General features: G+C 62.9%; 23 protein-coding genes. 18 read left to right on the top strand and 5 right to left on the bottom strand.

Annotated features, from left to right (window positions below; all coding sequences use genetic code 11):
* Window positions 1-27: 27 nt before the first annotated feature.
* The 11 genes from dop (at window position 28) to AC1D75_RS16720 (ending at window position 11,922) form a co-directional block, all read left to right on the top strand.
* Window positions 28-1,527 carry a depupylase/deamidase Dop gene (dop, locus tag AC1D75_RS16770; protein WP_495516460.1) on the top strand — a complete coding sequence of 500 codons (1,500 nt, stop codon included), beginning with the start codon at window positions 28-30 and terminating at the stop codon, window positions 1,525-1,527.
* 124 nt (window positions 1,528-1,651) lie between these two features.
* Complete coding sequence (locus AC1D75_RS16765; RefSeq protein ID WP_331885465.1) at window positions 1,652-1,843, top strand: ubiquitin-like protein Pup; 192 nt, start codon at window positions 1,652-1,654, stop codon at window positions 1,841-1,843.
* Window positions 1,840-2,700, top strand: coding sequence for a proteasome subunit beta (gene prcB / locus AC1D75_RS16760; protein WP_495516459.1), 861 nt, complete (start codon window positions 1,840-1,842; stop codon window positions 2,698-2,700). The genes AC1D75_RS16765 and prcB overlap by 4 nt, the downstream gene beginning before the upstream one ends.
* Window positions 2,697-3,443 carry a proteasome subunit alpha gene (prcA, locus tag AC1D75_RS16755; protein ID WP_495516458.1) on the top strand — a complete coding sequence of 249 codons (747 nt, stop codon included), beginning with the start codon at window positions 2,697-2,699 and terminating at the stop codon, window positions 3,441-3,443. The genes prcB and prcA overlap by 4 nt, the downstream gene beginning before the upstream one ends.
* Window positions 3,444-3,482: 39 nt before the next feature.
* Window positions 3,483-4,841: a Pup--protein ligase gene (pafA, locus tag AC1D75_RS16750; RefSeq protein ID WP_495516457.1), complete on the top strand. Its 1,359-nt coding sequence runs from the start codon at window positions 3,483-3,485 to the stop codon at window positions 4,839-4,841.
* 24 nt (window positions 4,842-4,865) lie between these two features.
* Complete coding sequence (locus AC1D75_RS16745; RefSeq protein WP_495516456.1) at window positions 4,866-5,861, top strand: helix-turn-helix transcriptional regulator; 996 nt, start codon at window positions 4,866-4,868, stop codon at window positions 5,859-5,861.
* Window positions 5,858-6,829 (top strand): helix-turn-helix transcriptional regulator, encoded by a 972-nt coding sequence (locus AC1D75_RS16740; RefSeq protein ID WP_495516455.1) that lies wholly within the window; start codon window positions 5,858-5,860, stop codon window positions 6,827-6,829. Before AC1D75_RS16745 ends, AC1D75_RS16740 begins: the two co-directional genes overlap by 4 nt.
* 112 nt (window positions 6,830-6,941) lie before the next feature.
* Window positions 6,942-7,202 carry a Sec-independent protein translocase subunit TatA gene (tatA, locus tag AC1D75_RS16735; protein ID WP_482139445.1) on the top strand — a complete coding sequence of 87 codons (261 nt, stop codon included), beginning with the start codon at window positions 6,942-6,944 and terminating at the stop codon, window positions 7,200-7,202.
* Between the two features lie 81 nt (window positions 7,203-7,283).
* The gene (tatC, locus tag AC1D75_RS16730) at window positions 7,284-8,255 is read left to right on the top strand and encodes a twin-arginine translocase subunit TatC (protein WP_495516454.1); all 972 of its coding nucleotides are present in this window, start codon (window positions 7,284-7,286) and stop codon (window positions 8,253-8,255) included.
* Window positions 8,242-11,034 carry a DEAD/DEAH box helicase gene (locus AC1D75_RS16725; protein WP_495516453.1) on the top strand — a complete coding sequence of 931 codons (2,793 nt, stop codon included), beginning with the start codon at window positions 8,242-8,244 and terminating at the stop codon, window positions 11,032-11,034. Before tatC ends, AC1D75_RS16725 begins: the two co-directional genes overlap by 14 nt.
* Before the next feature lie 117 nt (window positions 11,035-11,151).
* Window positions 11,152-11,922: a DUF4333 domain-containing protein gene (locus AC1D75_RS16720; protein WP_495516452.1), complete on the top strand. Its 771-nt coding sequence runs from the start codon at window positions 11,152-11,154 to the stop codon at window positions 11,920-11,922.
* Window positions 11,923-11,946: 24 nt separating this feature from the next.
* Here AC1D75_RS16720 and AC1D75_RS16715 read toward each other — a convergent pair whose 3' ends face one another.
* The gene (locus AC1D75_RS16715; RefSeq protein WP_495516901.1) at window positions 11,947-12,879 is read right to left on the bottom strand and encodes a 5'-3' exonuclease; all 933 of its coding nucleotides are present in this window, start codon (window positions 12,877-12,879) and stop codon (window positions 11,947-11,949) included.
* A 59-nt stretch (window positions 12,880-12,938) separates the two neighbouring features.
* A complete protein-coding gene (locus AC1D75_RS16710) occupies window positions 12,939-13,964 on the bottom strand; it encodes an alpha/beta fold hydrolase (RefSeq protein WP_495516451.1) in 1,026 nt (341 codons plus the stop codon).
* A gap of 192 nt (window positions 13,965-14,156) precedes the next feature.
* On the opposite strand from AC1D75_RS16710, the gene AC1D75_RS16705 reads away from it, so the two are divergent.
* Complete coding sequence (locus tag AC1D75_RS16705) at window positions 14,157-15,275, top strand: M24 family metallopeptidase (RefSeq protein ID WP_495516450.1); 1,119 nt, start codon at window positions 14,157-14,159, stop codon at window positions 15,273-15,275.
* Between the two features lie 102 nt (window positions 15,276-15,377).
* Window positions 15,378-16,934, top strand: coding sequence for an HNH endonuclease signature motif containing protein (locus AC1D75_RS16700; RefSeq protein WP_495516449.1), 1,557 nt, complete (start codon window positions 15,378-15,380; stop codon window positions 16,932-16,934).
* A gap of 8 nt (window positions 16,935-16,942) precedes the next feature.
* Here the strand turns inward: AC1D75_RS16700 and AC1D75_RS16695 are convergent, their stop codons facing one another.
* A complete protein-coding gene (locus AC1D75_RS16695; protein ID WP_495516448.1) occupies window positions 16,943-17,350 on the bottom strand; it encodes a PPOX class F420-dependent oxidoreductase in 408 nt (135 codons plus the stop codon).
* Between the two features lie 130 nt (window positions 17,351-17,480).
* On the opposite strand from AC1D75_RS16695, the gene AC1D75_RS16690 reads away from it, so the two are divergent.
* From AC1D75_RS16690 to AC1D75_RS16670, 5 genes are read left to right on the top strand one after another with little or no spacing between them, the layout of a single operon-like run.
* Window positions 17,481-19,532 carry a TerD family protein gene (locus AC1D75_RS16690; RefSeq protein ID WP_495516447.1) on the top strand — a complete coding sequence of 684 codons (2,052 nt, stop codon included), beginning with the start codon at window positions 17,481-17,483 and terminating at the stop codon, window positions 19,530-19,532.
* 38 nt (window positions 19,533-19,570) lie between these two features.
* Window positions 19,571-20,329: a decaprenylphospho-beta-D-erythro-pentofuranosid-2-ulose 2-reductase gene (gene dprE2 / locus AC1D75_RS16685; RefSeq protein ID WP_495516446.1), complete on the top strand. Its 759-nt coding sequence runs from the start codon at window positions 19,571-19,573 to the stop codon at window positions 20,327-20,329.
* The gene (cbiE, locus tag AC1D75_RS16680; RefSeq protein WP_495516445.1) at window positions 20,326-21,537 is read left to right on the top strand and encodes a precorrin-6y C5,15-methyltransferase (decarboxylating) subunit CbiE; all 1,212 of its coding nucleotides are present in this window, start codon (window positions 20,326-20,328) and stop codon (window positions 21,535-21,537) included. Before dprE2 ends, cbiE begins: the two co-directional genes overlap by 4 nt.
* The gene (gene cobM / locus AC1D75_RS16675) at window positions 21,534-22,301 is read left to right on the top strand and encodes a precorrin-4 C(11)-methyltransferase (protein WP_495516444.1); all 768 of its coding nucleotides are present in this window, start codon (window positions 21,534-21,536) and stop codon (window positions 22,299-22,301) included. Before cbiE ends, cobM begins: the two co-directional genes overlap by 4 nt.
* Window positions 22,298-23,056, top strand: a complete 759-nt coding sequence (locus AC1D75_RS16670) for a cobalt-precorrin-6A reductase (protein WP_495516443.1) — start codon at window positions 22,298-22,300, stop codon at window positions 23,054-23,056. Before cobM ends, AC1D75_RS16670 begins: the two co-directional genes overlap by 4 nt.
* On the opposite strand, the gene AC1D75_RS16665 is transcribed toward AC1D75_RS16670, so the two are convergent.
* Together AC1D75_RS16665 and AC1D75_RS16660 are read right to left on the bottom strand one after the other, a co-directional pair.
* Entirely contained in the window at window positions 23,041-24,549 is a 1,509-nt protein-coding gene (locus tag AC1D75_RS16665; RefSeq protein WP_495516442.1) for a precorrin-2 C(20)-methyltransferase, read from the bottom strand. The two genes, AC1D75_RS16670 and AC1D75_RS16665, sit on opposite strands and share 16 nt — an antisense overlap.
* Entirely contained in the window at window positions 24,546-25,169 is a 624-nt protein-coding gene (locus tag AC1D75_RS16660) for a precorrin-8X methylmutase (protein ID WP_495516900.1), read from the bottom strand. Before AC1D75_RS16660 ends, AC1D75_RS16665 begins: the two co-directional genes overlap by 4 nt.
* Between the last annotated feature and the right edge of the window lie 4 nt (window positions 25,170-25,173).

Raw genomic sequence — 25,173 nt, 5'->3', positions numbered from 1 at the left:
AGATAACGCACCGCTACGCTCAACCTCATGCAGCGCATAATCGGAACCGAAGTCGAATATGGAATCTCGGCTCCGAACGATCCAGGTGCCAACCCGATCATGACCTCGACGCAGGCCGTGCTCGCGTACGCGGCCGCGGCCGGAGTCCCACGCGCAAAGCGCACCCGATGGGACTACGAGCCCGAATCACCACTACGCGACGCCCGCGGATTCGACCTCGGACGCGGGTCCGGACCGGCCCCGATCATCGATGCCGACGAGGTCGGCGCCGCCAACATGATCCTGACCAACGGTGCCCGCCTCTACGTTGATCACGCCCATCCCGAGTATTCGGCGCCCGAGGTGACAGATCCGCTCGACGCGGTCATCTGGGACAAGGCAGGCGAACGGGTCATGGAGGCCGCCGCCCGGCATGTGGCCAGCGTGCCCGGTGCCCCGAAGCTGCAGTTGTACAAGAACAACATCGACGGCAAGGGCGCGTCGTACGGGACGCACGAGAACTACCTGATGGCCCGGTCGACCCCGTTCAACGCGGTGATCACCGGACTCACCCCATTTTTCGCCTCCCGGCAGGTCTTCACCGGCTCAGGACGAGTCGGCATCGGGCAGTCCGGCGACGAATCGGGCTTCCAGCTGAGCCAGCGTGCCGACTACATCGAGGTCGAGGTCGGCCTGGAAACCACCCTCAAGCGCGGCATCATCAACACCCGCGACGAGCCGCATGCCGATCCTGAGCGGTACCGCCGGTTGCACGTGATCATCGGTGACGCCAACCTCGCCGAGACCGCGACCTACCTGAAGGTCGGCACGACCTCGCTCGTGCTCGACCTCATCGAGGCCGGTATCGAACTGCGCGATCTCGAACTGGCCAGGCCCGTTCACGCCGTGCACGTCATCAGCCACGACCCGACCCTGCAGGCGACCGTTGCCCTTTCCGACGGCCGCGAGATGACCGCCCTTGCGCTCCAACGGATTTACCACGAGCGCGTCAGTGCGTTCCACGACGCGCATCACAGCGACGACGCCCGCGCCAAGGACGTCATCGACACCTGGGCCGACGTGCTGGACAAACTCGAGCGTGACCCGATGGAGTGTGCGGACCTGCTCGATTGGCCCGCCAAACTCCGGCTGCTCGAGGGCTTCCGTCAGCGCGAGAACCTGTCCTGGTCTGCGCCGCGGTTACACCTCGTCGACCTGCAGTACTCGGATGTGCGCCTGGACAAGGGTCTCTACAACCGTCTGGTCGCCCGGGGATCGATGAAGCGGCTGACCACCGAGCAACAGGTGATGGACGCGATCGGTAGTCCGCCCGAGAACACGCGTGCTTATTTCCGGGGTGAGTGTCTGCGTCGCTTCGGGGCCGACATCGCAGCCGCGAGTTGGGATTCGGTCATCTTTGATCTCGGTGGGGAGTCGCTGGTGCGGATTCCCACGCTCGAACCACTACGTGGTAGCCGGGCGCACGTTGGTGAACTGCTCGATTCGGTCGACTCCGCAGCCGAATTGGTCAACCAGCTCACCACCTAGGAACGACTCGGCCGGCAGCGAAATCGCCGCCTCCACACGTGCATATCCGTGGCCAGATCACTTTCGCCCGGTAGGGTGATAGAACGTACGGTCCCCGCGGGGCCGTGGTCTGAAGGAGGCAGCGATGGCGCAGGAACAAACCAAGCGCACGGGCGGTAATGACGACGACGGCGCCGGTGCAGATTCGGGTGCAGGTCAGGAACGCCGCGAGAAGCTGGCCGACGACACCGATGATCTGCTCGACGAGATCGATGACGTGTTGGAAGAGAACGCAGAGGACTTCGTCCGCGCCTATGTACAGAAGGGCGGCCAGTGACCGATCGGATCCGGTCCCTCGGCCAGGACATCTCCTCTTTTTCCGACTATCTGCGTAACAACGCACCAGATCTGTTGCCCAGGAACAGGGTTTCTCCGGATATGGCTGCAAACATCCCGCACGGCACCACCATCGTCGCCGTGGCCTATCCCGGCGGCGTCGTCCTGGCGGGTGATCGCCGTGCCACATCCGGCAATCTGATCGCCAGCCGCGACATGCGCAAGGTGTTCATCACCGATGAGTATTCGGCTGCCGGCATCGCCGGTACGGCGGGCGTGGCCATCGAGATGATCCGCCTGTTCGCCGTCGAACTCGAGCATTACGAGAAGATCGAGGGCGTTTCCCTCACCCTCGACGGCAAGGTGAATCGGCTCGCGTCGATGGTCCGGTCGAATCTCCAGGCCGCGATGGCCGGTCTGGCGGCGATTCCGCTGCTCGTCGGTTACGACCCCGACGGCATCGATCCGCAGCGCCCTGGCCGGATCTTCTCGTTCGACGTCGCAGGCGACCGCCACGAGGAGCATGGTGGCTACCAGGCCATCGGCTCGGGTTCGGTGTTCGCCAAGTCGGCCATCAAGAAGCTCTACCGCAGCGATCTCACCGCTGACGAGGCATTGTCGGTCGCCATCGAGTCGCTGTACGACGCTGCCGACGACGACTCTGCCACCGGTGGCCCCGACATGGTCCGTGGTCTCTATCCGACTGCCGTGACCGTCACAGCCGATGGTGCCGCGGAGGTTTCCGCGCCCACGATCGAGCAATCGGCCCGCGGCGTGATCAGCCGGCGTTCGGCGGATTACCGCGGAACCGACGATGAGGCCACCAACCGCGACATGAAGAAGGGCGGTGACGCATGACCTTCCCGTATTACGCCAGTGCCGAACAGATCATGCGCGATCGTTCGGAGTTGGCCCGCAAGGGCATTGCCCGCGGTCGTAGCGTCGTCGCACTGACCTACGCCGACGGCGTTCTGTTCGTGGCGGAGAACCCGTCGAACACGTTGCGCAAGGTCAGTGAAATTTATGACCGCATCGGATTTGCGGCGGTCGGCAAATACAACGAGTTCGAAAGCCTCCGCAAGGCCGGTATCCAGCACGCCGACATGCGTGGGTACAACTACGACCGCGCCGACGTCAGCGGATTGTCGTTGGCCAACGCGTACGCCAGCACGCTCGGTGCGGTGTTCACCGAACAACCGAAGCCCTATGAGGTCGAGTTGTGTGTGGCCGAGGTCAGTCGTCCGGGCAAGCCCGGGCCGTCGCAGCTGTACCGGATCACCTACGACGGGTCGATCGTCGATGAGACCCGCTTTCTTGTCATGGGCGGTGCCACCGAGTCGATCACGGCATCGATGAAGGATTCGTACGATTCCGAGGCAGATCTGAAGTCGGCGTTGGCGTCGGCGATAACGGCCCTGGAAACACCACCGGCAACCAACGGATCGTCGTCGAGCAGTGCCTCGACGCCCGAACCCCGCACACTGCAGCCGAGCGACCTCGAAGTGGCCATCCTCGACCACGGTCGCCCGCGCCGCGCGTTCCGGCGTCTGACGGGATCGACCCTGGTCGACCTCCTTCCGGCCCGCGAAACCGACAACTGAAACAGTTTTCTCTGGTCCCACGGCAGTAGGGTTGTAAACGTGCAGCGACGAATCATGGGTATCGAAACCGAGTTCGGTGTCACGTGTACTTTTCACGGGCATCGGCGGCTCAGTCCCGACGAGGTTGCGCGGTATTTGTTCCGCCGGGTGGTGTCGTGGGGACGGTCGTCCAATGTGTTCTTGCAGAACGGGGCGCGTCTGTACCTCGACGTGGGTTCGCACCCCGAGTACGCCACTGCCGAATGTGACAACCTGCAACAGCTGATCGAGCACGACCGGGCCGGTGAGCTGGTCCTCGAAGATCTGTTGATCGATGCCGAGCGGCGACTGGCCGACGAGGGTATCGGCGGCGACATCTATCTGTTCAAGAACAACACCGACTCGGCAGGCAATTCGTACGGCTGCCACGAGAACTATCTGGTGGTCCGGGCGGGGGAGTTCTCACGAATCTCCGACGTCCTGCTCCCGTTCCTCGTCACCCGGCAATTGATCTGTGGTGCCGGCAAGGTGCTGCAGACACCGAAGGCCGCCACGTTCTGTCTGTCCCAGCGGGCCGAGCACATCTGGGAAGGTGTGTCGTCGGCGACCACTCGAAGTCGCCCGATCATCAACACCCGCGACGAACCCCACGCCGACGCGGAGAAGTACCGGCGCCTGCATGTGATCGTTGGCGATTCGAACATGGCCGAGACCAGCACGATGCTCAAGGTCGGATCGGCTGCCCTGGTGCTGGAGATGATCGAGGCCGGAGTCGCGTTCCGTGACCTGGCCCTCGACAACCCGATCCGGGCCATCCGCGAGGTCTCGCACGATCTCACCGGCAGTCGTCCGGTCCGGCTTGCCGGCGGACGCACGGCCAGCGCGCTCGACATCCAGCGCGAATACCACTCCCGCGCGGTCGAGCACCTGAAGACCCGTGAGCCGAATCAGCAGATGACACAGGTGGTCGATCTCTGGGGTCGGATGCTCGACGCCGTCGAACAGCAGGATTTCGCGAAGGTCGACACGGAAGTCGACTGGGTGATCAAGCGCAAGTTGTTCCAGCGCTACCAGGACCGGTACTCGATGGACCTGTCCGATCCCAAGATCTCGCAACTCGATCTCGCGTATCACGACATCAAGCGTGGTCGTGGTGTGTTCGACCTGCTGCAGCGTAAGGGGCTGGCCGCACGGGTCACCACGGACGAAGCGATCCAGGCAGCGGTGGACACGCCGCCCCAGACGACTCGGGCCAAGCTCCGCGGAGACTTCATCGCCGCCGCGCAGAAGGCGGGCCGCGACTTCACCGTCGACTGGGTGCACCTCAAGCTGAACGACCAGGCCCAACGCACAGTGCTCTGCAAGGATCCGTTCCGCAACGTCGATGAGCGCGTCGAACGCCTGATCGCCTCTATGTGAAAGCCAGTGTCCTAGTCTGGTCCGGTGGCGACCAACAAGGTTGAACGGCTGATGAACCTGGTGATCTGCTTGCTGTCCACCAGTCAGTATCTTTCCGCCGACCAAATCCGCAGTAGCGTGATCGGATATCAGGATTCGAAGTCCGATGAGGCCTTCAACCGGATGTTCGAGCGCGACAAGAACGAGCTCCGCGACCTCGGCATTCCGGTGGAAACAGGTCGGTCCTCGGGGTTCTCGGCCGTCGATGGGTACCGGATCAACCGGTCCGAGTACGAGCTTCCCGACATCTCGCTCGATCCCGACGAAGCCGCCGCGGTGGCCCTCGCCGCAGCGCTGTGGGAATCGCCGGAGCTTGCGGCGTCAAGTCACAGCGCGCTGATGAAGTTGCGGGCGGCAGGCGTCGAGATGGATCCGGGGTCAGCGTTTGACGAGAACTCCACGGCACTTCATTCGAGTGCCCCGCAAGGCATCGGATCGCCCGCGGTCCTCGGTGCATTGCTGTCCGCGCTCGACGAGAACAGGCCGGTCCGCTTCGAGCACCGGCCCGGCCCGACGTCACCGCATGTGACACGGACCGTCGAACCGTGGGGCGTGGTCACTCATCTCGGGCGGTGGTATCTCGTCGGACATGATCGCGACCGTGGACAGACCCGTACCTATCGGCTCACCCGCATCCTGTCGGTGACCCCCTTCGGCAAGGCCGGTGAACTGACCCGTCCGAGCAACATCGATCTTCGCCAGATCGTCGCCGATGCCGTCGACCGATCCGGTCCTGCCGTCACCGCCCGGGTGTGGGTCGCCGAGAACCGGGCCGCCGGTTTGCGCCGCATAGCGACGTCGGCTCAGCCAGGGGAACACGATGGTCGCGCAGGCAGCATCCTGAGTATCGCGATGAGGTCGACCGATGGACTCACCCGTCAGGTGCTCGGCGCCGGTACCGATGCGTTTGTACTCGATCCGCCGGAATTGCGTGACAACGTGATCGACGAACTCAAGTTCCTCAGTGAGGGGGCCCGATGAGTGCTGGTACCGATCGACTCAACCGCATGCTGGCCATGGTTCCGTACTTCCTGGCCCATCCCGGCGTCAACGCGGCAAAGGCCGCGGTCGACCTGGGAACCACCCCCAAGCAGGTCCTCGAGGATCTCCAGCAACTGTGGATGTGTGGCCTACCGGGATACACGCCGGGCGACCTGATCGATTTGTCGTTCACACCGGGCAGCGTCGAGGACGGCGTTGCGGTGACGTTCTCCGCCGGCATCGATCGGCCGTTGAAACTGACCGGTTCGGAGGCCGCACCACTACTGGTGGCGCTGCGCTCGTTGATCGATGCGTCCGGGGTCGTGGACCCCGCCGCAGCTCGACGGGCCATCGCGAAGATCGAGAACGCGATGGGATCGCGCCTCGGTGAGGCGGTCACCGAGACGCCGACCGACCTGTCCACCACCGGTGACTCCGACGCAGTGACCGCGGTGCGGGAGGCCGTTCGCGGCCACCGCGCGGTACGGCTGCGCTATTACTCGGCGACGCGGGACGTCGTCGGGGACCGGGTGGTCGATCCGATCCGCATCCAGGCGATCCAAGGCCGTGGGTATCTCGAAGGCTGGTGCCGCAGCAGCGAAGGCATTCGGTTGTTCCGCTTCGACCGGATCGAAGCGGCCACGGTGCTCGATGAGCCGAGTTCGCCGCCGCCCTCCATCAATGGCAGCGCGCTGGCCCTGTTCGACAGCGACTCCGATCTACCCGAGGCAGTCATCGAGATCGATCAGGATGTGGTCTGGGTTCTCGACTATTACCTGATCGAGCCCCTGGACCCCGAAGGTCTGGCCGGCTCGCAGGGGCCGGTGGTTGCCACCATGAGGTACGGGTCGGCCGACTGGCTGACCCGGTTCATCCTCGGCTTCGGCGGCAAGATCAGGGTCCGCAACCCCGAGGTGGCCGACGAGGTCCGCTCGAGAGCAGCCGCCACGCTCGCCATGTACGGCTGACGCTCACCGCAGGCGAGCTGGGAGGTAGCTGTGAGCCCGCTGTTCAACCCGTTAGGGTTGGTCCAAGTCCGGTAGCATTGCGGAGGAACTCAATGGGAGAGGTAACTGCACAATGAATGCATTACAGCCATGGCACATCATTCTTGTGGTGGTCGTGTTCTTGATCCTTTTCGGATCGAAGAAGCTGCCGGACGCCGCGCGCGGTCTGGGTCGTTCGATGCGCATCTTCAAGAGTGAGGTCAAGGAGATGCAGAACGAGAACAACTCCGACAAGCCCGCATCGGCGCAGACTCCCGAGTCGCGGCCGCAGATCACTTCGGGTCTTGACGGAACACCGACGAATTCATCCGAATCCGAACGTCGTTCTGCCTGATCTTCGTCCTCGCCGTTTTGGTGGGTGGGTCACTGATATCTCGGTGACCCGCCTACAACCGACCCCTGAGTAGTCGACCACGTGCGCATACCTTTTGACCCTCGGCGCCGTAAGCGCAAGGTGAATCCCGACGGCACCATGTCGTTGGTCGACCACCTCCGTGAGCTGCGAAACCGACTGCTGATCTCCGTCCTTGCGATCGCTCTCACCACAATCCTCGGATTTGTCTGGTACTCGCACGGCTTCCTGGGCCTCTCGTCGCTCGGCGACCTGCTGCGCCAGCCCTACTGCGACCTGCCTGCGTCCTCACGGGCCAATCTCACCGGCGACGACACCTGTCGACTCCTGGCAACAGGCCCGTTCGACCAGTTCATGCTCCGCCTCAAGGTGGCCATGACCGCCGGCATCGTCATGGCTTGTCCCATCTGGTTCTACCAACTGTGGCAGTTCATCACGCCCGGCATGGTCGAGAAGGAACGCAAGTATGCGGTCACCTTCGTCGCCTTCGCCGCCGCGTTGTTCCTGGCCGGAACAGTGCTCGCTTACCTGGTGATGGCCAAGGCCTTCGAGGTCTTGTTGACCATCGGCGACAACGTACAGATCACGGCACTCGCCGGTGACCAGTACTTCAGCTTCCTCATCCATCTGCTGATCATCTTCGGGGTGAGCTTCGAGCTGCCGCTGCTGATCGTCGCGCTGAACATGGTCGGGGTGTTGACCTACGCGCGGTTGAAGTCGTGGCGCCGGGGCCTGATCTTCGGCATGTTCGTTTTCGCTGCTCTGTTCACCCCTGGCTCGGATCCGTTCACCATGCTGGCACTGGCCGGGGCGCTGACTATCTTGCTGGAGATCGCGATCCAGGTCGCTCATCTGCACGATTACCGCAAAGCGAAGCGTGAGGCCCACGAATGGGGCAACGTGAGCGACGACGAAGCCGCTCCGATCGGTTCGGCAGGCCCGGTCGGGCATGTTCCTGATCCGGTGCAACCACCAGAACCGGTGTCGGCGACGTCCCGAGGCAGTGGAGCCGATCTCTACGATGACACTCTCTGATACGCGGACCGAACTCGAGAAGTTCGCCGGGCGGCAGGCATTTGCGCTCGATCCGTTCCAACGTGACGCCTGCGTCGCCCTGGAAGACGGCCACGGTGTTCTCGTCTGCGCGCCGACCGGTGCCGGCAAGACCATCGTCGGTGAGTTCGCCGTGCACCTGGCGCTCGCCGGTGGCTCGAAGTGTTTCTACACCACGCCCATCAAGGCGCTGAGCAACCAGAAGTTCGCCGATCTGGTTCGCGCGCACGGGGCCGAGTCCATCGGTTTGCTGACCGGCGATTCGTCGATCAACTCCCACGCACCGGTCGTCGTCATGACCACCGAAGTGCTGCGCAACATGATCTACGCGAATTCGCCTGCGCTGCAGAACCTGTCGCATGTGGTGATGGACGAGGTCCACTTTCTTGCCGACCGGTTCCGCGGAGCCGTCTGGGAAGAGGTCATCCTGCATCTAGAACCCTCGGTGCGGGTGGTGAGCCTGTCGGCGACGGTCAGCAACGCCGAGGAGTTCGGATCCTGGATTCAGACCGTGCGCGGCGACACCACCGTGATCGTCGACGAACATCGTCCGATCCCGCTCAATCAGCACATGCTGGTGGGCAATCGATTGTTCGATCTGTTCGACCATCGTGACCCCAAGGCGCCGAACAAGAAGCCCGCGGTCAATCCGGAGCTGACCCGCTACATCCGGCAACGTGAACTTGCCTCGCGGCGAGATGACGATTTCTCCGCCCGCGGTCCACGGGGACGTGGCCAGCGCAGTGATCATCGTCGGAGCGGTGTACGTCCGGTGCCACGACCAGAACTCGTCGCACGACTCGATCGCGATGGCCTGCTTCCCGCGATCAGCTTCATCTTCTCGCGAGCCGGCTGTGAGGGCGCGTTGAGCCAGTGTCTGCGTTCTGGCCTGAGACTGCTCGAGCAGGATCAGGTCGAGCAGGTGAATCTGATCGTCGACAAGTACGTCGCCGAGTTGACCGCTTCAGACCAGGACGTGCTCGGTGTCCACAGCTGGCGCGAGGGCTTGACCCGGGGATTCGCGGCGCACCACGCCGGACTGCTGCCCGCTTTCCGGCACGCGGTGGAAGAGCTGTTCGTCAACGGTTTGGTCAAGGTCGTATTCGCCACCGAGACACTGGCTTTGGGTATCAACATGCCGGCCCGTTCCGTGGTGCTGGAGCGGTTGATCAAGTACAACGGTGAGTCGCACAACGATCTGACGCCAGGGGAGTACACCCAGTTGACGGGCCGGGCCGGTCGTCGCGGGATCGACGTCGAAGGCCACGCCGTCGTTGTCTGGACCGAAGATCTCGACCCCACCCGGGTGGCAGGCCTCGCCGGTGCCCGCACGTTCCCGCTGCGCAGTTCCTTTGCGCCGGAATACAACATGGCTGTCAATCTCATCGGCCGTCTGGGACTGGCCGGTTCACGCAATCTGCTGGACCGCTCGTTTGCGCAGTTCCAAGCCGACCGGTCGGTGGTCGGACAAGCCCGGCAGATCGATACCGCACGCCGCCAGCTTCGCAAGATCGAGGTGGAACTGGAAGCGCGGGCCGAGGGCCGCGGCCTCGACGCCGGGATCGACGGCTTCCTCGGATACACCCGCCTGCGTGAAGAGATCCGGGCTCGAGAACGCTCGCTGAAGTTCGAGAACCGAATGGCTGTGCAGCAGAGCACTGTTGAAGATCTGGCCGCCCTCAAGCGCGGGCAGGTCATCGGTCTTGCCGGTGGTCGCCATCGTGGTCTGGCCGTGGTTCTGGAACCCGCGACCGACATGCGTGACCCAAAACCGTTGGTGCTCTGTGAGGATGCCTGGGCCGGCCGGGTTGGTCCGCGTGATTTCCTCAATCCACCACAGGTGCTCGGTCATATGCGTCTGGCCAAACAGGTCGATCGTCGTACCGGCCGCGGGCGCCGCGACCTCGCCTCGGCACTGCGCTCCACGGGCATCGACATGCCCCGCGGCAAACAGACCAAGCGCACCCGCGCTGCCGATGACCCGGACCTCAATCGTCTGCGCACCGAGTTGCGTGAGCACCCGGCACATCAGATCCCCGCGCACGACGAATTGTTCCGCCTCGCAGAACGCCGAAACCGGGTGTCGCGGGAGATCGCGGCGCTCGAGGAATCGGTATCGGCCCGCACGTCCACGCTGGCCGTCAACTTCAATCGGGTCGTCGCAGTGCTCACCGAACTCGGCTACCTCGAGCAGGTCGAACACAAGTCGAACGGCGACATGACCGTCACGCCTGCCGGTGAGATCTTGAGCCGGGTCTACAGCGAGAGCGACCTGCTCATCTGTGAGTGCATCCGCACCGGTCTGTGGGACCACCTGGCTGCAGCTGAACTCGCGGCTGTTGCCTCGTCGGTGGTGTACCAGTCCCGCCGCGATTCGTACGGCGGAGCGGATCTGGTGACCGGCGTTTCCACGGTCCGAGAAGCCTTGAGCCGCACGCATGCCGCATGGAAAGACCTGGCACGTATCGAGATGAGCCACATGGTCGAACCCACACGCGAACCAGATGCCGGTTTCGCCACGGCCATTCACCTGTGGGCGACGGGCCGCGGACTGACCGAGGTGCTCGCGGCGGCAGGCGAGCAGGGCACATCACTGCCGGCCGGAGACTTCGTTCGTTGGAGCCGGCAGGTCATCGACCTCCTCGAACAGATGCGGGTCGCAGCGGGCCTCGGCGGAACAGATCGCTCGAAACTGGCCCAGTCGGCGGCAGCGGCGATCACGGCGATCCGGCGCGGAGTTGTGGCTGTCGAACTCGGCTGAGCGCCCGCGAGTTCTCGCCGAGCGCCTGCCTGAATGGCCATGGGTTGTGCGGTATGTTCGGGGTTCGGAAGTCCTGGACTTGCGATCGCGCGACGCGGACATGTGGAGGGGAAATACATGAGCGGGCCCAACGACCCGAACAACCAGGGTGGCGGTTCGGCACCCGGGCAGTGGCAACCAGGACAAGGGCAGCCAGGACAAGGGCAGCCGGGTCAGAATCCTGACCCGTGGAACCAACAGACCTATGGTTACCCGACCGGCGGGCAGCCGCCGCAGGGCCAACCGCCACAACAGGGTTGGGGCCAGCAGCCTCCGCAGCAGCCCGGTCAGTACGGGCAGCCGGAGCAGTATGGCCAACCGGGACAATATGGCCAGCCAGGACAGTACGGCCAGCAGCCGCAATATGGTGCGCCGCAGGGCCAACCGGGACAGTACGGTCAGCCGGGACAGTACGGCCAACCCGGTCAGCCCGATCAATACGGTCAACCAGGTCAGTATGGCCAGCCAGGACAGTACGGTCAGTCCGGTGGCGACCAATTCGCAGGGATGACGCCGCCGAAGAACTCGAAGAAGCTGCCGCTGATCATCGGCGCCGCAGTGGTCGGTGTCATCGTCGTCGTCCTGGCGGTCACGGCGTTCTGGCTTCCGGGCTTTGCAGTGACGAAGGTGCTCAGCCAAGACGCCGCTCAGAAGGGCGTGGCGTCGGTTCTGGAGAACGACTACCAGGCCAAAGACGTCGAGAACGTCCAGTGTCCCGAAGATCAGGAAATCAAGAAGGGCAACAGCTTCACCTGCACTGCGACCGTTGCCGGCGCGAACCAGCAGGTCAAGATCACCTTCCTTGACGACGAAGGCAAGTACGAGGTCGGTCAGCCGACCACACAGTAGGCAGTCGGTCGGTGGGTGGGCGGTTCAGCCCACCTGCCAACCGAGCGCCTTGCCCAGTCGGCCGATCGACGAGCCCACACCGAGTTCTTCGATCAGGTCGGCCAGCGCTGCCGGGTCAGCGGGCTCGGAGGGCAGACGACCGTCGCTGTCGCCGATGATCTCGGCGTCGGTCTTCACGAATACAACGGTGCGAGCCGCGCGCAGGTAGTCCGCGCCTTCCGCGAGTGATTTGCGTTGGCGCGGTGAAATCCGCTTGTCCGTCGTGGTTGATGCCACGCGTTCGAGTTCGTCCAGGTTTCCGAACTCGTGCAGCAGTTTTGACGCGGTCTTCTCACCGATACCGGTGACGCCCGGCAGCCCATCGGACGGATCGCCCCGCAGAATCGCCATCTCGGCGTAGGCGGAACCCGGATTCGATGTTGGTACGTCGTACTTCTCGGCCAGTTCTTGTGGCCCGAACATCTCCGCCTTGGCCAGGCCGCGGCCCACGTACAGCACGCGCACCGGAACTGGATCGTCGGAAACAACCTGCAGTAGGTCACGATCGCCGCTGACCACTACCACCGGATCCACCGCCTCGGAGTCCGCGAGGGTCCCGATGACGTCGTCGGCCTCGCAGCCCTCCGCGCCCGCGGTCGCAATTCCGGCGGCGGCCAGGATCTTCATGATCATGTCGACCTGGGGTGTCAGCGTGTCGGGAACCTCTTCCGAGCCGTCGGTGGCGCCTTCGGCCACGCGATGCGCTTTATACGACGGGATGAGGTCGGTGCGGAAAGCCGGACGCCAGTCGAGGTCCAGACACACGATCAGGCGCTGCGGGTGCTCCCGGGTGACAAGTGACGCGATCATGTCGACGAATCCGCGGACCGCGTTGACCGGACGCCCGTCAGGAGCGGTCATCTTCTCGGGCAGGGCATGAAAGGCCCGAAACCAGAGGCTGGCACCGTCGAGCAACATCACTGGAGCAGTCATGCCTAAACCATGCCAGATCGGCGCCGTCCATCAGAGCACTGCGGTCAGGTGGCGCTGCGTTCGTCCGAACCCAGGACATCGAGAACGGCCAGTTGAGACTCGGCGTCGCCGGTGAGTGGTTGACTTGAGGGGCCTTGTCGCAAAGCGATTTTCACGTCTGCACGGCTGATATTCGCAGGTACGGTCGACGCCACGAAGGACAGCAGCAAGTCGACGAATCGGTCTGGATCGTCCCGGAACGGGAAGTGACCGGCCTTGTCGAAGATGACCAACTGCGAGCCGGGCATTGCGCTGTGGAGCATGTGGGCGTGCTGCACCGGGATGACCTGATCGTCCGAACCCCATACGATCAGCGCCGGGATACCTGCGCTCAGATAACAGCGATCGAGCATGGTCACCACTTGGCCACGCCAGTCGACGGCCGATCGAAGGGTTCGGGCGAAGACCTCGGCCGACCCCTTCTCCGGCATCCGTTCGAGCACCCGAACGATCTCGTTGTTGTCCCGGAACAGTGCAACGGGCAGATGATCACGCAGCGTGCGTGAAGCCGCTGCGAACGTAGAAAACACTCCTGGGAGTGAGACAGCGGCCAGCGCGTACTCGGAAAACGGTAGTGACAGCGCGCGCAGGACCGGATTGACGTCTTTGGTGACGCCGCCGGTACCGACCAGAACCAACCGTTCGACCATCTCGGGGAACTGGTAGGCGAACTGCCCGGCCACACCACCGCCGAGCGAATGGCCGACGATCGTCACGCGTTCGACGTCAAGGTAGGCCAGCAGATCCCGCATTCCGTTGGCAAAAGCGGGCACGGAGTAGTCGGCGCGCGGACGATCGGAGAATCCGTGTCCGAGAAAGTCCGGTGCGATGACCGTGTACTTTTCGCTGAGCTGGGTGAACACCGGTTCCCAGGCCAGGGAGTTGTCGCCGATTCCGTGCAGCAAAAGCAGCGCCGGGCCCGATCCGGCCATCCGGTAGGCACGCTTGTATCCGTGCAGATTTGCGAACTGGACCTGAGAATCATCGGTCGGAACAGCCCGTAATCGACGTCGTACGCCTTCACGGTCCACGGTGACCTCCTGGTTTTCCTCAGAACTAAATATCTTTCGTTGCCCCTATTCTCCGCGCAAGACGGGGTTTCCGCCCGGTTAAAGATCACTCATCGCATGTTGTGATCGGAGTGGGACACACTTCCGATGGTTTGTGACGAAGGTCAGGGCGCCGCCAACACCAAGAACTCGGCGACCGATAGCCTTGAATCCATGGCGGATCAGCGATTCTCGGCAGCGGTGTACAAGTCACGTCTGGATCGGGCGCAGGAGTTGACGGCGAAAGCCGGTCTGTCGGCGCTCTTCATCACTCCCGGACCCGACCTGCGATATCTGACGGGCTCACGAGCGACGACATTCGAACGGCTCACCGCCCTGGTGATCAGTCCGGAGCGCGCTCCCGAAGTGGTTGTGCCACGACTGGAGTTGGCGGCGCTACGGGAATCGGCCGTCGGTGAGCTCGGACTGAGCGTTCACGATTGGGTCGACGGCCAGGATGCGTACGCACTGGCGGTTGGAGCCGCCGGGGGAGCCGGCGGCCGTTACGCGGTCTCCGACGCCACCCCTGCGCTGCACACCGTCCCGCTGGCAGGGCATTGGGGCGGCGCACCGGAACTTGCCACTGCCGTGCTGCGTGAACTGCGAATGATCAAGGATGACGCCGAGATTGAAGCACTGCGCCGCGCAGGTGCCGCGATCGACCGAGTGCACGCCCGAGTGGGGGAATGGCTGAAAGCCGGCCGCACCGAACGTGAAGTCGCGGCCGACATCGATGCCGCCATCCTTGCCGAAGGGCACACCCGGGCCGAGTTCATCATCGTCGGATCCGGTCCCAACGGCGCCGATCCCCATCACGAGGTCTCAGATCGGGTGATCGAGGACGGCGACATGGTGGTCGTCGACATCGGCGGACCCGTCGCGCCGGGATACAACTCCGATTGCACCCGAACCTACTGTGTCGGAACGCCTTCCGATGCGATCGCACGGCAGTATGAGTGGCTACAACAAGCTCAGCGAGCCGCTGTGGCCGCCGTCCGCCCCGGCGTCACCGCCGAGCAGGTCGATGCCGCGGCCCGGGACGTGCTCGCAGCCGCCGGACTGGCTGACAAATTTGTTCACCGCACCGGCCACGGCATCGGACTGTCCGTCCACGAAGAGCCATATATCGTTGCAGGCAATGGTATTCCACTGCGCCCGGGCATGGCATTCAGCATCGAACCCGGCATCTACTTCTCCGGCAGTTGGGGTGCGCGCATCGAAGATATCGTTGTCGTCACCGATGATGGCTGCGAAGCATTCAATTCCCAACCGCACGAACTGAAGTCGGTCTGAACTAGGTTCTCAACCTATCATATTGATTCGAATAAACGTTCGACTTTTGGTGTCCTCCGAGGTAGACTGATTGAAAGAGTTCGATCAGATGTGCTGGGGGGCATGATGACTGACGATCCATCTGATGAAGTCGGGGTTGATTCTTCGGTTCCGGTGTTGGTGCGTAAGTACCTCGAGTTGGAGTTGCTGGTTGCCGATATCGCGGACTGCGCTGATTCCGATATGTCTGGGGCGGAAGTCAATGAGCTTGTGCGGGTGCATGAACGGATAGTTTGCAAGCTTGAGTTCACCGGGTTGCGGCACCTGTTGCGGGTTTCAGATCGATCATCGTTTACCGAAGCCGGGTACTCGTCACTGTTCGGGTTCACCCGCAGCGAGTTGCGGCTGACCAAAGGCCAAACCTCCTCCCGAATTCGCGGCCTGGAGGCAGTCGGCCGATTCCACACGATGCAGGGTGAGGAGTTGGCGCCGAAATGCCCTGCCGCCGAACAGGCCTGGGCTCACGGGCTGATCGGCGCCTCGCATATGGATGTGATGCTGGATGTGCGCAAACACATTCCGTCCGCGGCTGATCCGGCCGTGTATGACGTGGTCGATCATTGGATGACCGAAGAAGCCGTTGGTCAGGACCCCACCCAATTGGCCGCATCGGGCCGTGCGGTGTTGGCCCGAGTCGATCCCGACGGCCGGCTGACCGACGATTCGGATCGGGCGCGTAAACGCAGTGTGAGTCTGGGTGATCAAGGGGTAGACCTGATGGCCAAGATCTCCGGCACCCTGGATCCGGAAACGTTGGCGATGTTCAAGACCGTGATGGATGTCTGGGCTGCCCCGGGGATGAACAACCCGGCTGACCCGAACTCGCCGACCGGGGCCTCCGATGATCCGAAACAAGATGCAGAGCTGATCAAGGCGGCCGCCGAACGTGATACCCGCTCCAAGGGCCAACAACATCACGACGCGCTCAAGGCGATCCTGAAAACAATTCTGGAATGCAACCTGCTCGGCAAGTCCCATCGGGGTTTGCCGGCGCAGTTGATCATCACGATGACCAAAGCGCAGCTCGACGACTGTGCGGGGATCGCCAGAACGGCGTCGGGAGTGGATATTCCGGTCAAAGAGGCCCTGCACCTGGCAGCGCGGTCCGACAAATATTTGGCCGTGTTCGCTGACCACTCCGCGGAGGTGTTGTATCTGGCCCGGACCAAACGGACCGCGCAGAAAGGCCAGCGGCTCGCGTTGTTCGTCCGGGATCGGGGTTGTTCGCATCCAGGCTGCACCAATCCAGCGACCTGGGTCGAGGCCCATCACCTGCTTGCATGGATCAACGGTGGTCTGACCGACATCAACATGATGGGATCCGCCTGCCCGCCGCATCACAAACTCATCGGTGATGGTCCACATCAGTGGCAGACAATCATGATCACCGAAGGCCCCGACACGGGTCGAGTCGGCTGGATACCGCCGGCGTCGGTTGATCCGGAACGCACACCGCGGGTCAATCGCGCCCAGCACGTCAACGAAACCTTCGCAGCGGCCTGGCAAAAAGTCCTCGCCGACCGCCAGGCGGTGTTGGCCGAAAAGCTGGCGGAACCGACCGGCGGCGAACCCGAGGTCCAACCCGATCCCGAACCGGATAGTCCTGACCAGGATGCGTAGCGCCTTTTTTAGGCGGTGACCATCAGCGATTGCGAACCAAGTACGCGTTCGACGTTGATCTGTATGACCACGCGGCGTGGGTTCACTTTGGGTTCTTTGTAGCGCGCGGCATAGCGGCGGACACCTTCGGCGACAGCGTCTGGGTCACGATGGACCGATGCCTTGCCTTCCAGCGTCAACCACTGCGGACCGTTCACCTGGAACACGGCGGCGTATCCAGCCCGGTCGACATTTTTCACCTTCTGGCTGCCTTCGAAGGTGATCACGCGTGCGATTTTCGTCTCGGCGTCGTAGGTGAATCCCACAGCAACAACATGAGGAGTCCCCGATGCACGGACGGTGGTCAGGCTCCCGAGGTGGCGCTCGGTGAGGAAGTCCAGTGCTGCGGGGGTGAGGTCGTCTGCTGTTTTGGGCACAAGCCGACCTTAGCCAAGTCGCTATCCGATCAAGCGCCCCCTGTGCGGCAGGCATGTCTGGACACCACGTCGCATACCCATCTATTGGACCTCTATGCACTCAGCCTAGACGTCGTGCGATAGTCACGTGATGACCGATCAACACGTTGAAGCACTGGAACTTGTTCGCGGACAGAATGTTTCCGTTGAATCCATAAGCCAGGGTAACGATATTCTGTCTGTCGGCGTCGTGAGCCGCTTTCCCGGTGAGACTGCAATAACGCCCGACGTGAGCATCTTGCTGCTGGATGCGACCGATAAGGTTCGATCAAACTCGGATTTCGTCTTTTACAACCAACGCGAGGGAGCCGGCGGAGCCGTTCGGCTCGAGGACAGTGAAGCCGGCGACGCCGATTCGGCCACTCTTTCAACCCAGCCCGGTGACGGTGACCTACTGTGCGTGGACTTTGCCGGTTTGCCAGAAGAAGTTCAGCGCGTGGTGGTTGCGGCCAGCCTCGACGGCGAATCCGAATCGACCTTCGCTGAAGCGAAAGATCTCGAAATTACCGTGATGCCGGGGGATTCAGCGACTCCGACAGCAGTATTCAATCTGTCAGTCGAAGAACCTGTCCTGGCACTGTTGTTCGGCGAATTCTATCGACGCGGCTCTTCGTGGAAGTTTCGGGCGATTGGTCAGGGGTATGCGGGTGGACTCGCTGCGTTGGCAGCGGAGTTCGGTGTCGAGATCGACGATCCCACCGAATCTGGTGGCGACGATTCATCCGGTGCGGATACTGCCACGGTCGAGGCCCAGGAAACCGCATCGGCAGATCTGGATGCTGCTCCTGCTGTCATCGCGGTGGAAGCCGAGCCAGTCGCGACCAAACCGTCGGTGAAATCTTCAATGACCACCAGAAAGACAGTCCGCCCGCCGAAGTTGCCATCCTGGTCGTTGGTGCCCGAACTGGCCGAAGGGGGCGCGGAATGGGATCGCTCTCGCCTGTTCTCGGTGTCCGCAATCGGTACCGGTGATGAACGCGAACGACGTGCGGTCTCAGCGCTCTTGGCTGTGATGGCCGGGGTACGAGAGTTCGGCCGTGAGATGGTTGCGCGTAGTGGCGGACCGGCAGGATCGATCGAGACGTTCATCGAGCCCGAGTTCGATTGGAATGAAAAGAAGCTTCGCCCCGACGGATTGATCAGAATTACTCGCGGAGCGAAGCAGTGGACTGCGCTGATAGAGGCGAAGTCCTCGTCAGCCAAGCTCACCACCGACCAAGTCGAGACCTATATCGACATCGCCCGTAGCCTTGGATTCGACGCCGTGATCACGGTCAGTAATCAGTTGCTGGGTGCACATGACCAACACCCCGTGGTAGTTCATAAACGGAAACTGAAAAAGGTTTCACTACACCATCTTTCGTGGGATGAGATTAGATCCGTTGCGATTCAGATGTCGATGCACAAACAAGTCCAAGACTCGACTCAGGGTTGGATCTTGCAAGAGTTTGTCAGGTACCTGCAACATCCAAAATCCGGACTACATGGCTTCACTGATATGGGGGCGCAATGGGGTCAGGTTCGAGATGCAGTGAAGACCAAGACGCTCAGTGCCGACTCCAAAGGCGCGATCGAGGTATGCAATCTGTTTGATCAGTTGGTCCGGCATATCGGCCACGACCTCTCGTGCTTACTGAGCGCGGACGTGAGACCGATCTTCCCACGGTATCGACCGGACAGCACAAGCCGGATTCAACAGCTGGCGGACTCGGGTTTCATGTTCGGCTCACTGCGTATCCCTGGCGCGACCGGAACATTGACGCTGGCCATCGATCTTCGGTCCGACGTCCTGGAGTGCTCGACCATCATCGACGCCCCTCGCGAAGGACGTCCGGCAACTCGTATCAATTGGATCGTCAAACAGATCCCGGATGCCCATGCAGACACCCGGATCGAATCAATCTTGGCGGGGCGTCCGTCGTCCAACGTGGGTGCGTTGTTGGGAGTCCTCCGCGAGAAGCCCGAGGCGCTCCTTCCCACGGATGGAAAGCTTCCCAAACAGTTCAAAATCACCCGCGCCCACACGCTGGCCCGGAACCGCGGCAACGTCGTCATCTCAGCGAACAAACTCGTTGAAGAGTTCTATCGAGACATCCTGCAGGTGATCCGCGCACCGAAGAAGCCCAGCCCGGTGAAGGAGTGACTGCAGCTCCGAAGTGAGTCGTTTGGGATACTGGCCCGGTGAGTAATGGGCGAGTGGTTGTGCTGTTCGGTGGTCGCAGTGAGATCGGGCTGGAGGTGGCAGCCCGGATCGCAGCAGGGGCGACCGTGATCTTGGCGGCTCGGAGGTCGACTGACCTCGATGATCAGCGCGAACGACTGGAATCCGAGAATGCGGCGGCAGTTCATACGGTTGAGTTCGACGCAAACGACACCTCAGCGCATGAAGGGTTGATCCGCCAGATAGTTGCTGAACACGGTCCCATCGACGATGCGATCGTTGCCTTTGGCATCCTCGGCGATCAGGCGAGAGCAGAGGTCGACAGCGCCCACGCACTACAGATCGCGCACACCGACTACCTCGCCCAGATCAGCGTGCTGACCCCGTTGGCCGTCGCAATGCGGGCTGCGAAACGCGGCAACATCGTCGTCTTCTCATCTGTGGCCGGCGTTCGGGTCCGGCGTGCCAACTACGTCTACGGCTCAACCAAAGCCGGGCTCGACGGCTTTGCCAGCGGATTGTCAGATGCATTGCACGGCAGTGGGGTACACCTATTACTCGTCCGCTCCGGATTTGTCATCGGCAGCATGACAAAAGATCTGATGGCCTCCGGGACCAAACCCGCTCCGATGTCGAGCACCGCGCCGCAGGTTGCCGATGCAGTGGTCAAAGCGCTACACCGAGGTAAGCATGTGGTCTGGGTCCCCGGAAAGCTACGTCCTGTCTTCTTTGTGATGAAGCTCCTGCCCCAGGCGATCTGGCGACGGATGCCTCGATGACTGATCTGAAGTTTGTGGTCGTCGGCATCGGCGCGGACGGCTGGGACGGCCTGTCCGGAAACTCGCAGCGCGAATTGCGCTCTGCCACCGAGATCTACGGTTCTGCGCGCCAGCTGGATCTGTTGGCGCCACTCGAGGCGACCCTCCACCGGTGGGACAGCCCGATGTCGAAGCACCTCCAGCGACTTCTGGCCGACACGCACCCGCACACCATTCATATCCTCGCCTCGGGTGACCCGATGTTCCACGGCGTCGGAGCATCGATCGTGAAACAGGTGGGCGTGCAACACGTGCGCATCCTGTCCGCGGTCTCGAGCGTCAGCCTGGCCTCCGCCCGTCTCGGCTGGGACCTTGCCACGACGCGCATCCGCAGTGTTGTCGATCGCCCCCTCGATTCGATCCTCTCGGGAGTCTCCGACAGCGTTCGGCTGCTGATCCTCAGCCGCGACAACACCACTCCGGCGGCCGTCGCAGAATTGCTCACAGCCCACGGGTTCGGATGGTCGCAACTCACCGTCCTCGAACAGCTCGGCTCTGACAAGGAACGTCAGGTCACCGGTATTGCGCGAACGTGGGCCGAGCCTGCCGGCGATCAGCTCAACATCATCGCCGTCGACTGTCTCGGTCCGGCCGTCAGCAGCCAGGCAGGTCTGCCTGACACCGACTTCAGCAACGACGGGCAACTCACCAAACAGGCAGTGCGCGCGCTGACCGTCACCGCCCTGCGGCCCGCCGCCCGCCAATTGCTCTGGGACGTCGGCGCGGGCGCAGGCAGTATCGCCATCGAATGGCTGCGCACCGACCGAACCTGCACCGCAATCGCTTTCGAATCCAACGAGGTACGCCGCGGACGCATCGTGCACAACGCAGCCGAGCTCGGGGTGAGCGCAGGCTTGACGGTCCTCGGCGCAGCGCCCGAGCAATTGACCCACGCACCTGATCCCGATGCGATCTTCATCGGGGGAGGAGTGACGGTCCCGGGGATGGTGGAGGAGTGCTGGGATGCACTGCTGGACGGCGGTCGGATCGTTGCCAACGCCGTCACACTCGAATCCGAGGCCGTCTTGGTCAAATGGCATGCCGCCGTGGGTGGTAGCCTCCGTCGATTCCAGATCGATCACGCCGAACCGCTCGGATCAATGACAACCTGGCGTCCAACGCTCCCAGTGACGCAGTGGATCGCCGACAAACCGAGGACCAACTCATGACGGTGTACTTCATCGGGGCCGGACCCGGCGCCGCCGACCTGATCACCCTTCGCGGCGCAAAGCTGCTCTCGCAGTGCAACACCTGTCTCTACGCCGGTTCGCTGGTCCCCGCTGAGATGTTAGAACATTGTCCACCCGGGGCCACTTTGATCAATACAGCAAAGATGCCGCTGCCGGAAATCATCGAGCACATCGTGACCGCGACCCGCGCCGGACATGACGTGGCCCGATTGCATTCCGGTGATCCCGGGCTGTATTCGGCGGTCGCGGAACAGATCAGACTGATTCGGCCGCTGGGAATCTCCTACGAGATCGTCCCGGGCGTTCCGGCCTTTACCGCAGCCGCCGCAGCATTGGGCCAAGAACTCACGGTGCCCGGCGTCGGCCAGTCGCTGCTGATCACCCGGGTATCGACGCTATCGACCGACATGCCCGCAGGCGAACAACTCGAGGAACTCGCCCGCACGGGTGTCACGATGGCCATCCACCTGGCCGCGCATCGTGCTCAACAGATAGTCGACGCGCTCACTCCGCACTACGGAAGTCACTGTCCCACTGCAGTGGTCGCCTTTGCCAGCCGCGACAACCAGCAGATTGTTCGGTGCACGTTGGCAGAGCTCCCGAACCAGCTGGAACTGAACGATATCCGGCGCACCGCGGTCATCTTTGTCGGACGCGTCCTGGCCGCGGCAGAGTTCCCGGACAGCTATCTCTACTCGTCCGCCCGGATGACCAAGCTGCGTACCGACCCGCATTCGTCATGAGCGAGGGCACAGTCCTCGTCCTCGGCGGCACCGCAGAAGCCCGCGCTCTGGCCAAGGAACTCGTCGGCGAGGGAGTGCGGGTTGTCACCTCGCTGGCCGGCAGGGTCAAGAATCCGGCGCTACCGGTCGGTGACGTCCGGATCGGCGGGTTCGGCGGCGTCGACGGGCTGGCAACGTGGTTGCGCGACAACAACTGCGCGGTAGTGGTCGATGCGACCCATCCGTTTGCCCGCCAGATATCGGCCAACGCCGGTGCCGCAACAACAGAACTCGACGTACCGATGTTGACCTTGCGACGCCCAGAATGGCAGGCGCAACCGGGGGATCGCTGGATCGACGTCCCTGACATCGCCGGAGCCGCCAGGACTGTGGCGAAGCTGGCTGACGAAAAGGGAAGTCCCCGAGTCTTCCTCACCACCGGCCGCCAAGACATGGACGCATTTGCCGAGATCGATGAGGCCTGGTTTCTGATCCGTCTCGTCGACCCACCCGAGCGAGCGGTACCCGCGCAGCATCGGATCATCCGTAGCCGCGGTCCGTACACCGTCGACGGCGAACTTGCCCTGATGCGCGAACATCGCATCGACGTGGTCGTCACGAAGAACAGTGGTGGACCACTCGTTCAGGCGAAACTCGAAGCTGCGCGGCAACTCTCACTGCCGGTCGTCATGGTTCGACGACCGACCCCACCCGGCGGCGCAACCGTCGAAACGACGTCCGCCGCCGCAGCCTGGGTTCGTCAGTTGCTCTCGTAGCGGCGATTGGTGAACGCCACCGGGCCTCCGACGCGGTCCACCACTGTTGTGGTCGACGAGCCGATGATCAACAGCGTCCGCATGTCGACCACGGTCGGATCGAACTCTCCGACCGTGGTGATCACCACCGACTGCTCAGGGCCACCCACGTCACGTCCCAGGATGATCGGCGTTGACGGGTCCTTGAACTCCAGAACGATGTCCTTCAGTTCCGCGACCTGCCAATTCCTGCTGACCGATCCGGGGTTGTAGATCGCGAGCACCAGATCTGCAGCCAGTGCAGCGCGGACCCGAGCCGTGATCACATCCCAGCTTTTGAGGCGGTCCGACAACGAGATCACCGCATAGTCATGTCCGAGTGGTGCACCGGCGAGACTGGCAACAGCGTTGGCCGCGGTCACCCCGGGCACCACCCGCACGGGAACCTCGCGCCATTGCGGGTCCGCCGCTTCTTCGACAACCGCTGCCGCCATCGCAAAAACCCCGGGATCACCCGACGACACGACGACCACCCGGGCACCGTTCTTTGCCAGATCCAGTGCCATGCACGCGCGTTCGGACTCCACTCGGTTGTCGCTGGCATGCATACGTTGTCCGGGTCGGGGAGTCACCCGGTCTAGATAGGTCTTGTAGCCCACCAAATCGGTGGCCTGCGCCAGCTCCGCACGCACTTCCGGGGTGGTCCACCGATCGGCGCCGGGTCCCAACCCGACGACAACAACCTCGCCAACCGCACCGGCAACAGGTGCAGACGGTTGCGCGTTGTTGAGCGCGCCGGGGATGACGACCATCGAGAAATAGGGCACAGTCGCGGCATCCACATCGCCGACGGGCATGACCTTCTGCGCACCCGTCGAGGCGCGTTCGACATACCATGCCCTATCGACGACACCGGATTCACGCAGCGCTGCAACGACTTCTGGAAAGGTTCGGCCGAGTTTCATGATTGCCACCGCATCGCTGTCGCGCAGTCGACGGACGAGCTCGGCCCTGGGGAGCGTGCCCGGCAGGACGGTCAGGGTCTCCTCGGCTTCGACCAAAGGCATGCCGGTGGCAGCTGCCGACGCGCTCACAGATGTGACACCCGGGATGATCTCGGTGTCGAAGCGATCGGTCAACCGCTTGTGCATATGCATGTACGAGCTGTAGAAAAGCGGGTCGCCCTCGGCCAACAACGCCACCGAACGTCCCGCACGCAGATGCACTGCGAGGACCTCCGCGGCATCGGCATAGAAGTCGTCGAGCGCGCCGCGATAGCCACCGGGGTGATCGGTGGTCTCGGTGGTGACCGGATACATCAGCCGTTCCTCCAGCTGACCTTCCCGAAGGTACGGCTCAGCCACCGACCGAGCGATCGAACGACCGTGGCGGGCACAGTGATACGCGATCACATCTACCTCACCGATGACGCGGGCGGCCTTCACGGTGACCAGTTCGCTGTCTCCGGGGCCCAATCCCACGCCCCATAATTTTCCACTGCCGGTCATTGTCATTCCACCTTCGAGGCAAGGGCGTTGAGAGCGGCGGCGGTGATCGCCGACCCGCCGCGACGGCCGAGTACCGTCAAGTACTCGAGATCACTTCGATCGGCAAGCGCTGCACAGGATTCCGCAGCGCCGATGAATCCAACCGGTGCGCCGATCACCGCAGCAGGCCGCGGTCCGCCGGCATCGATCAACTCGAGGAGCGCAAAGAGCGCGGTCGGTGCGTTGCCGATTGCAACCACGGAACCCTCGAGCATGGGACGCCAAAGATCCACCGCAGCAGCGGTTCTTGTGGTCTCCAGTTCCGCAGCCAGATCTGGGAGTCGGCTGTCGCCCAGCAGACAGCGCACATCGTTGTCTGCAGGCAACCGCTTGCGGGTCACGCCGGACGCGACCATGTTCGCATCGCAGAGGATCGGCGCACCGGCTTCCAGCGCCGTGCGGGCCGCGGTCACCAGACCGGCACTGGCTCGCACATCGGCGGTCAGGTCGACCTGTCCGCAGGCATGGATCATCCGGACAACCACCTGTGACAGGTCGTCATCGAACATGGTGAGGTCGGATTCGGCACGAATTGTCGCGAATGACTGCCGGTAGATCTCGGCGCCGTCTCGAATGTAGGTGTACATAGTG

This window comes from Williamsia sp. Y712, from assembly GCF_059445525.1.
Note: the sequence above shows the minus strand (reverse complement) of the source record. Positions and strands in the feature narration are given on the sequence as shown.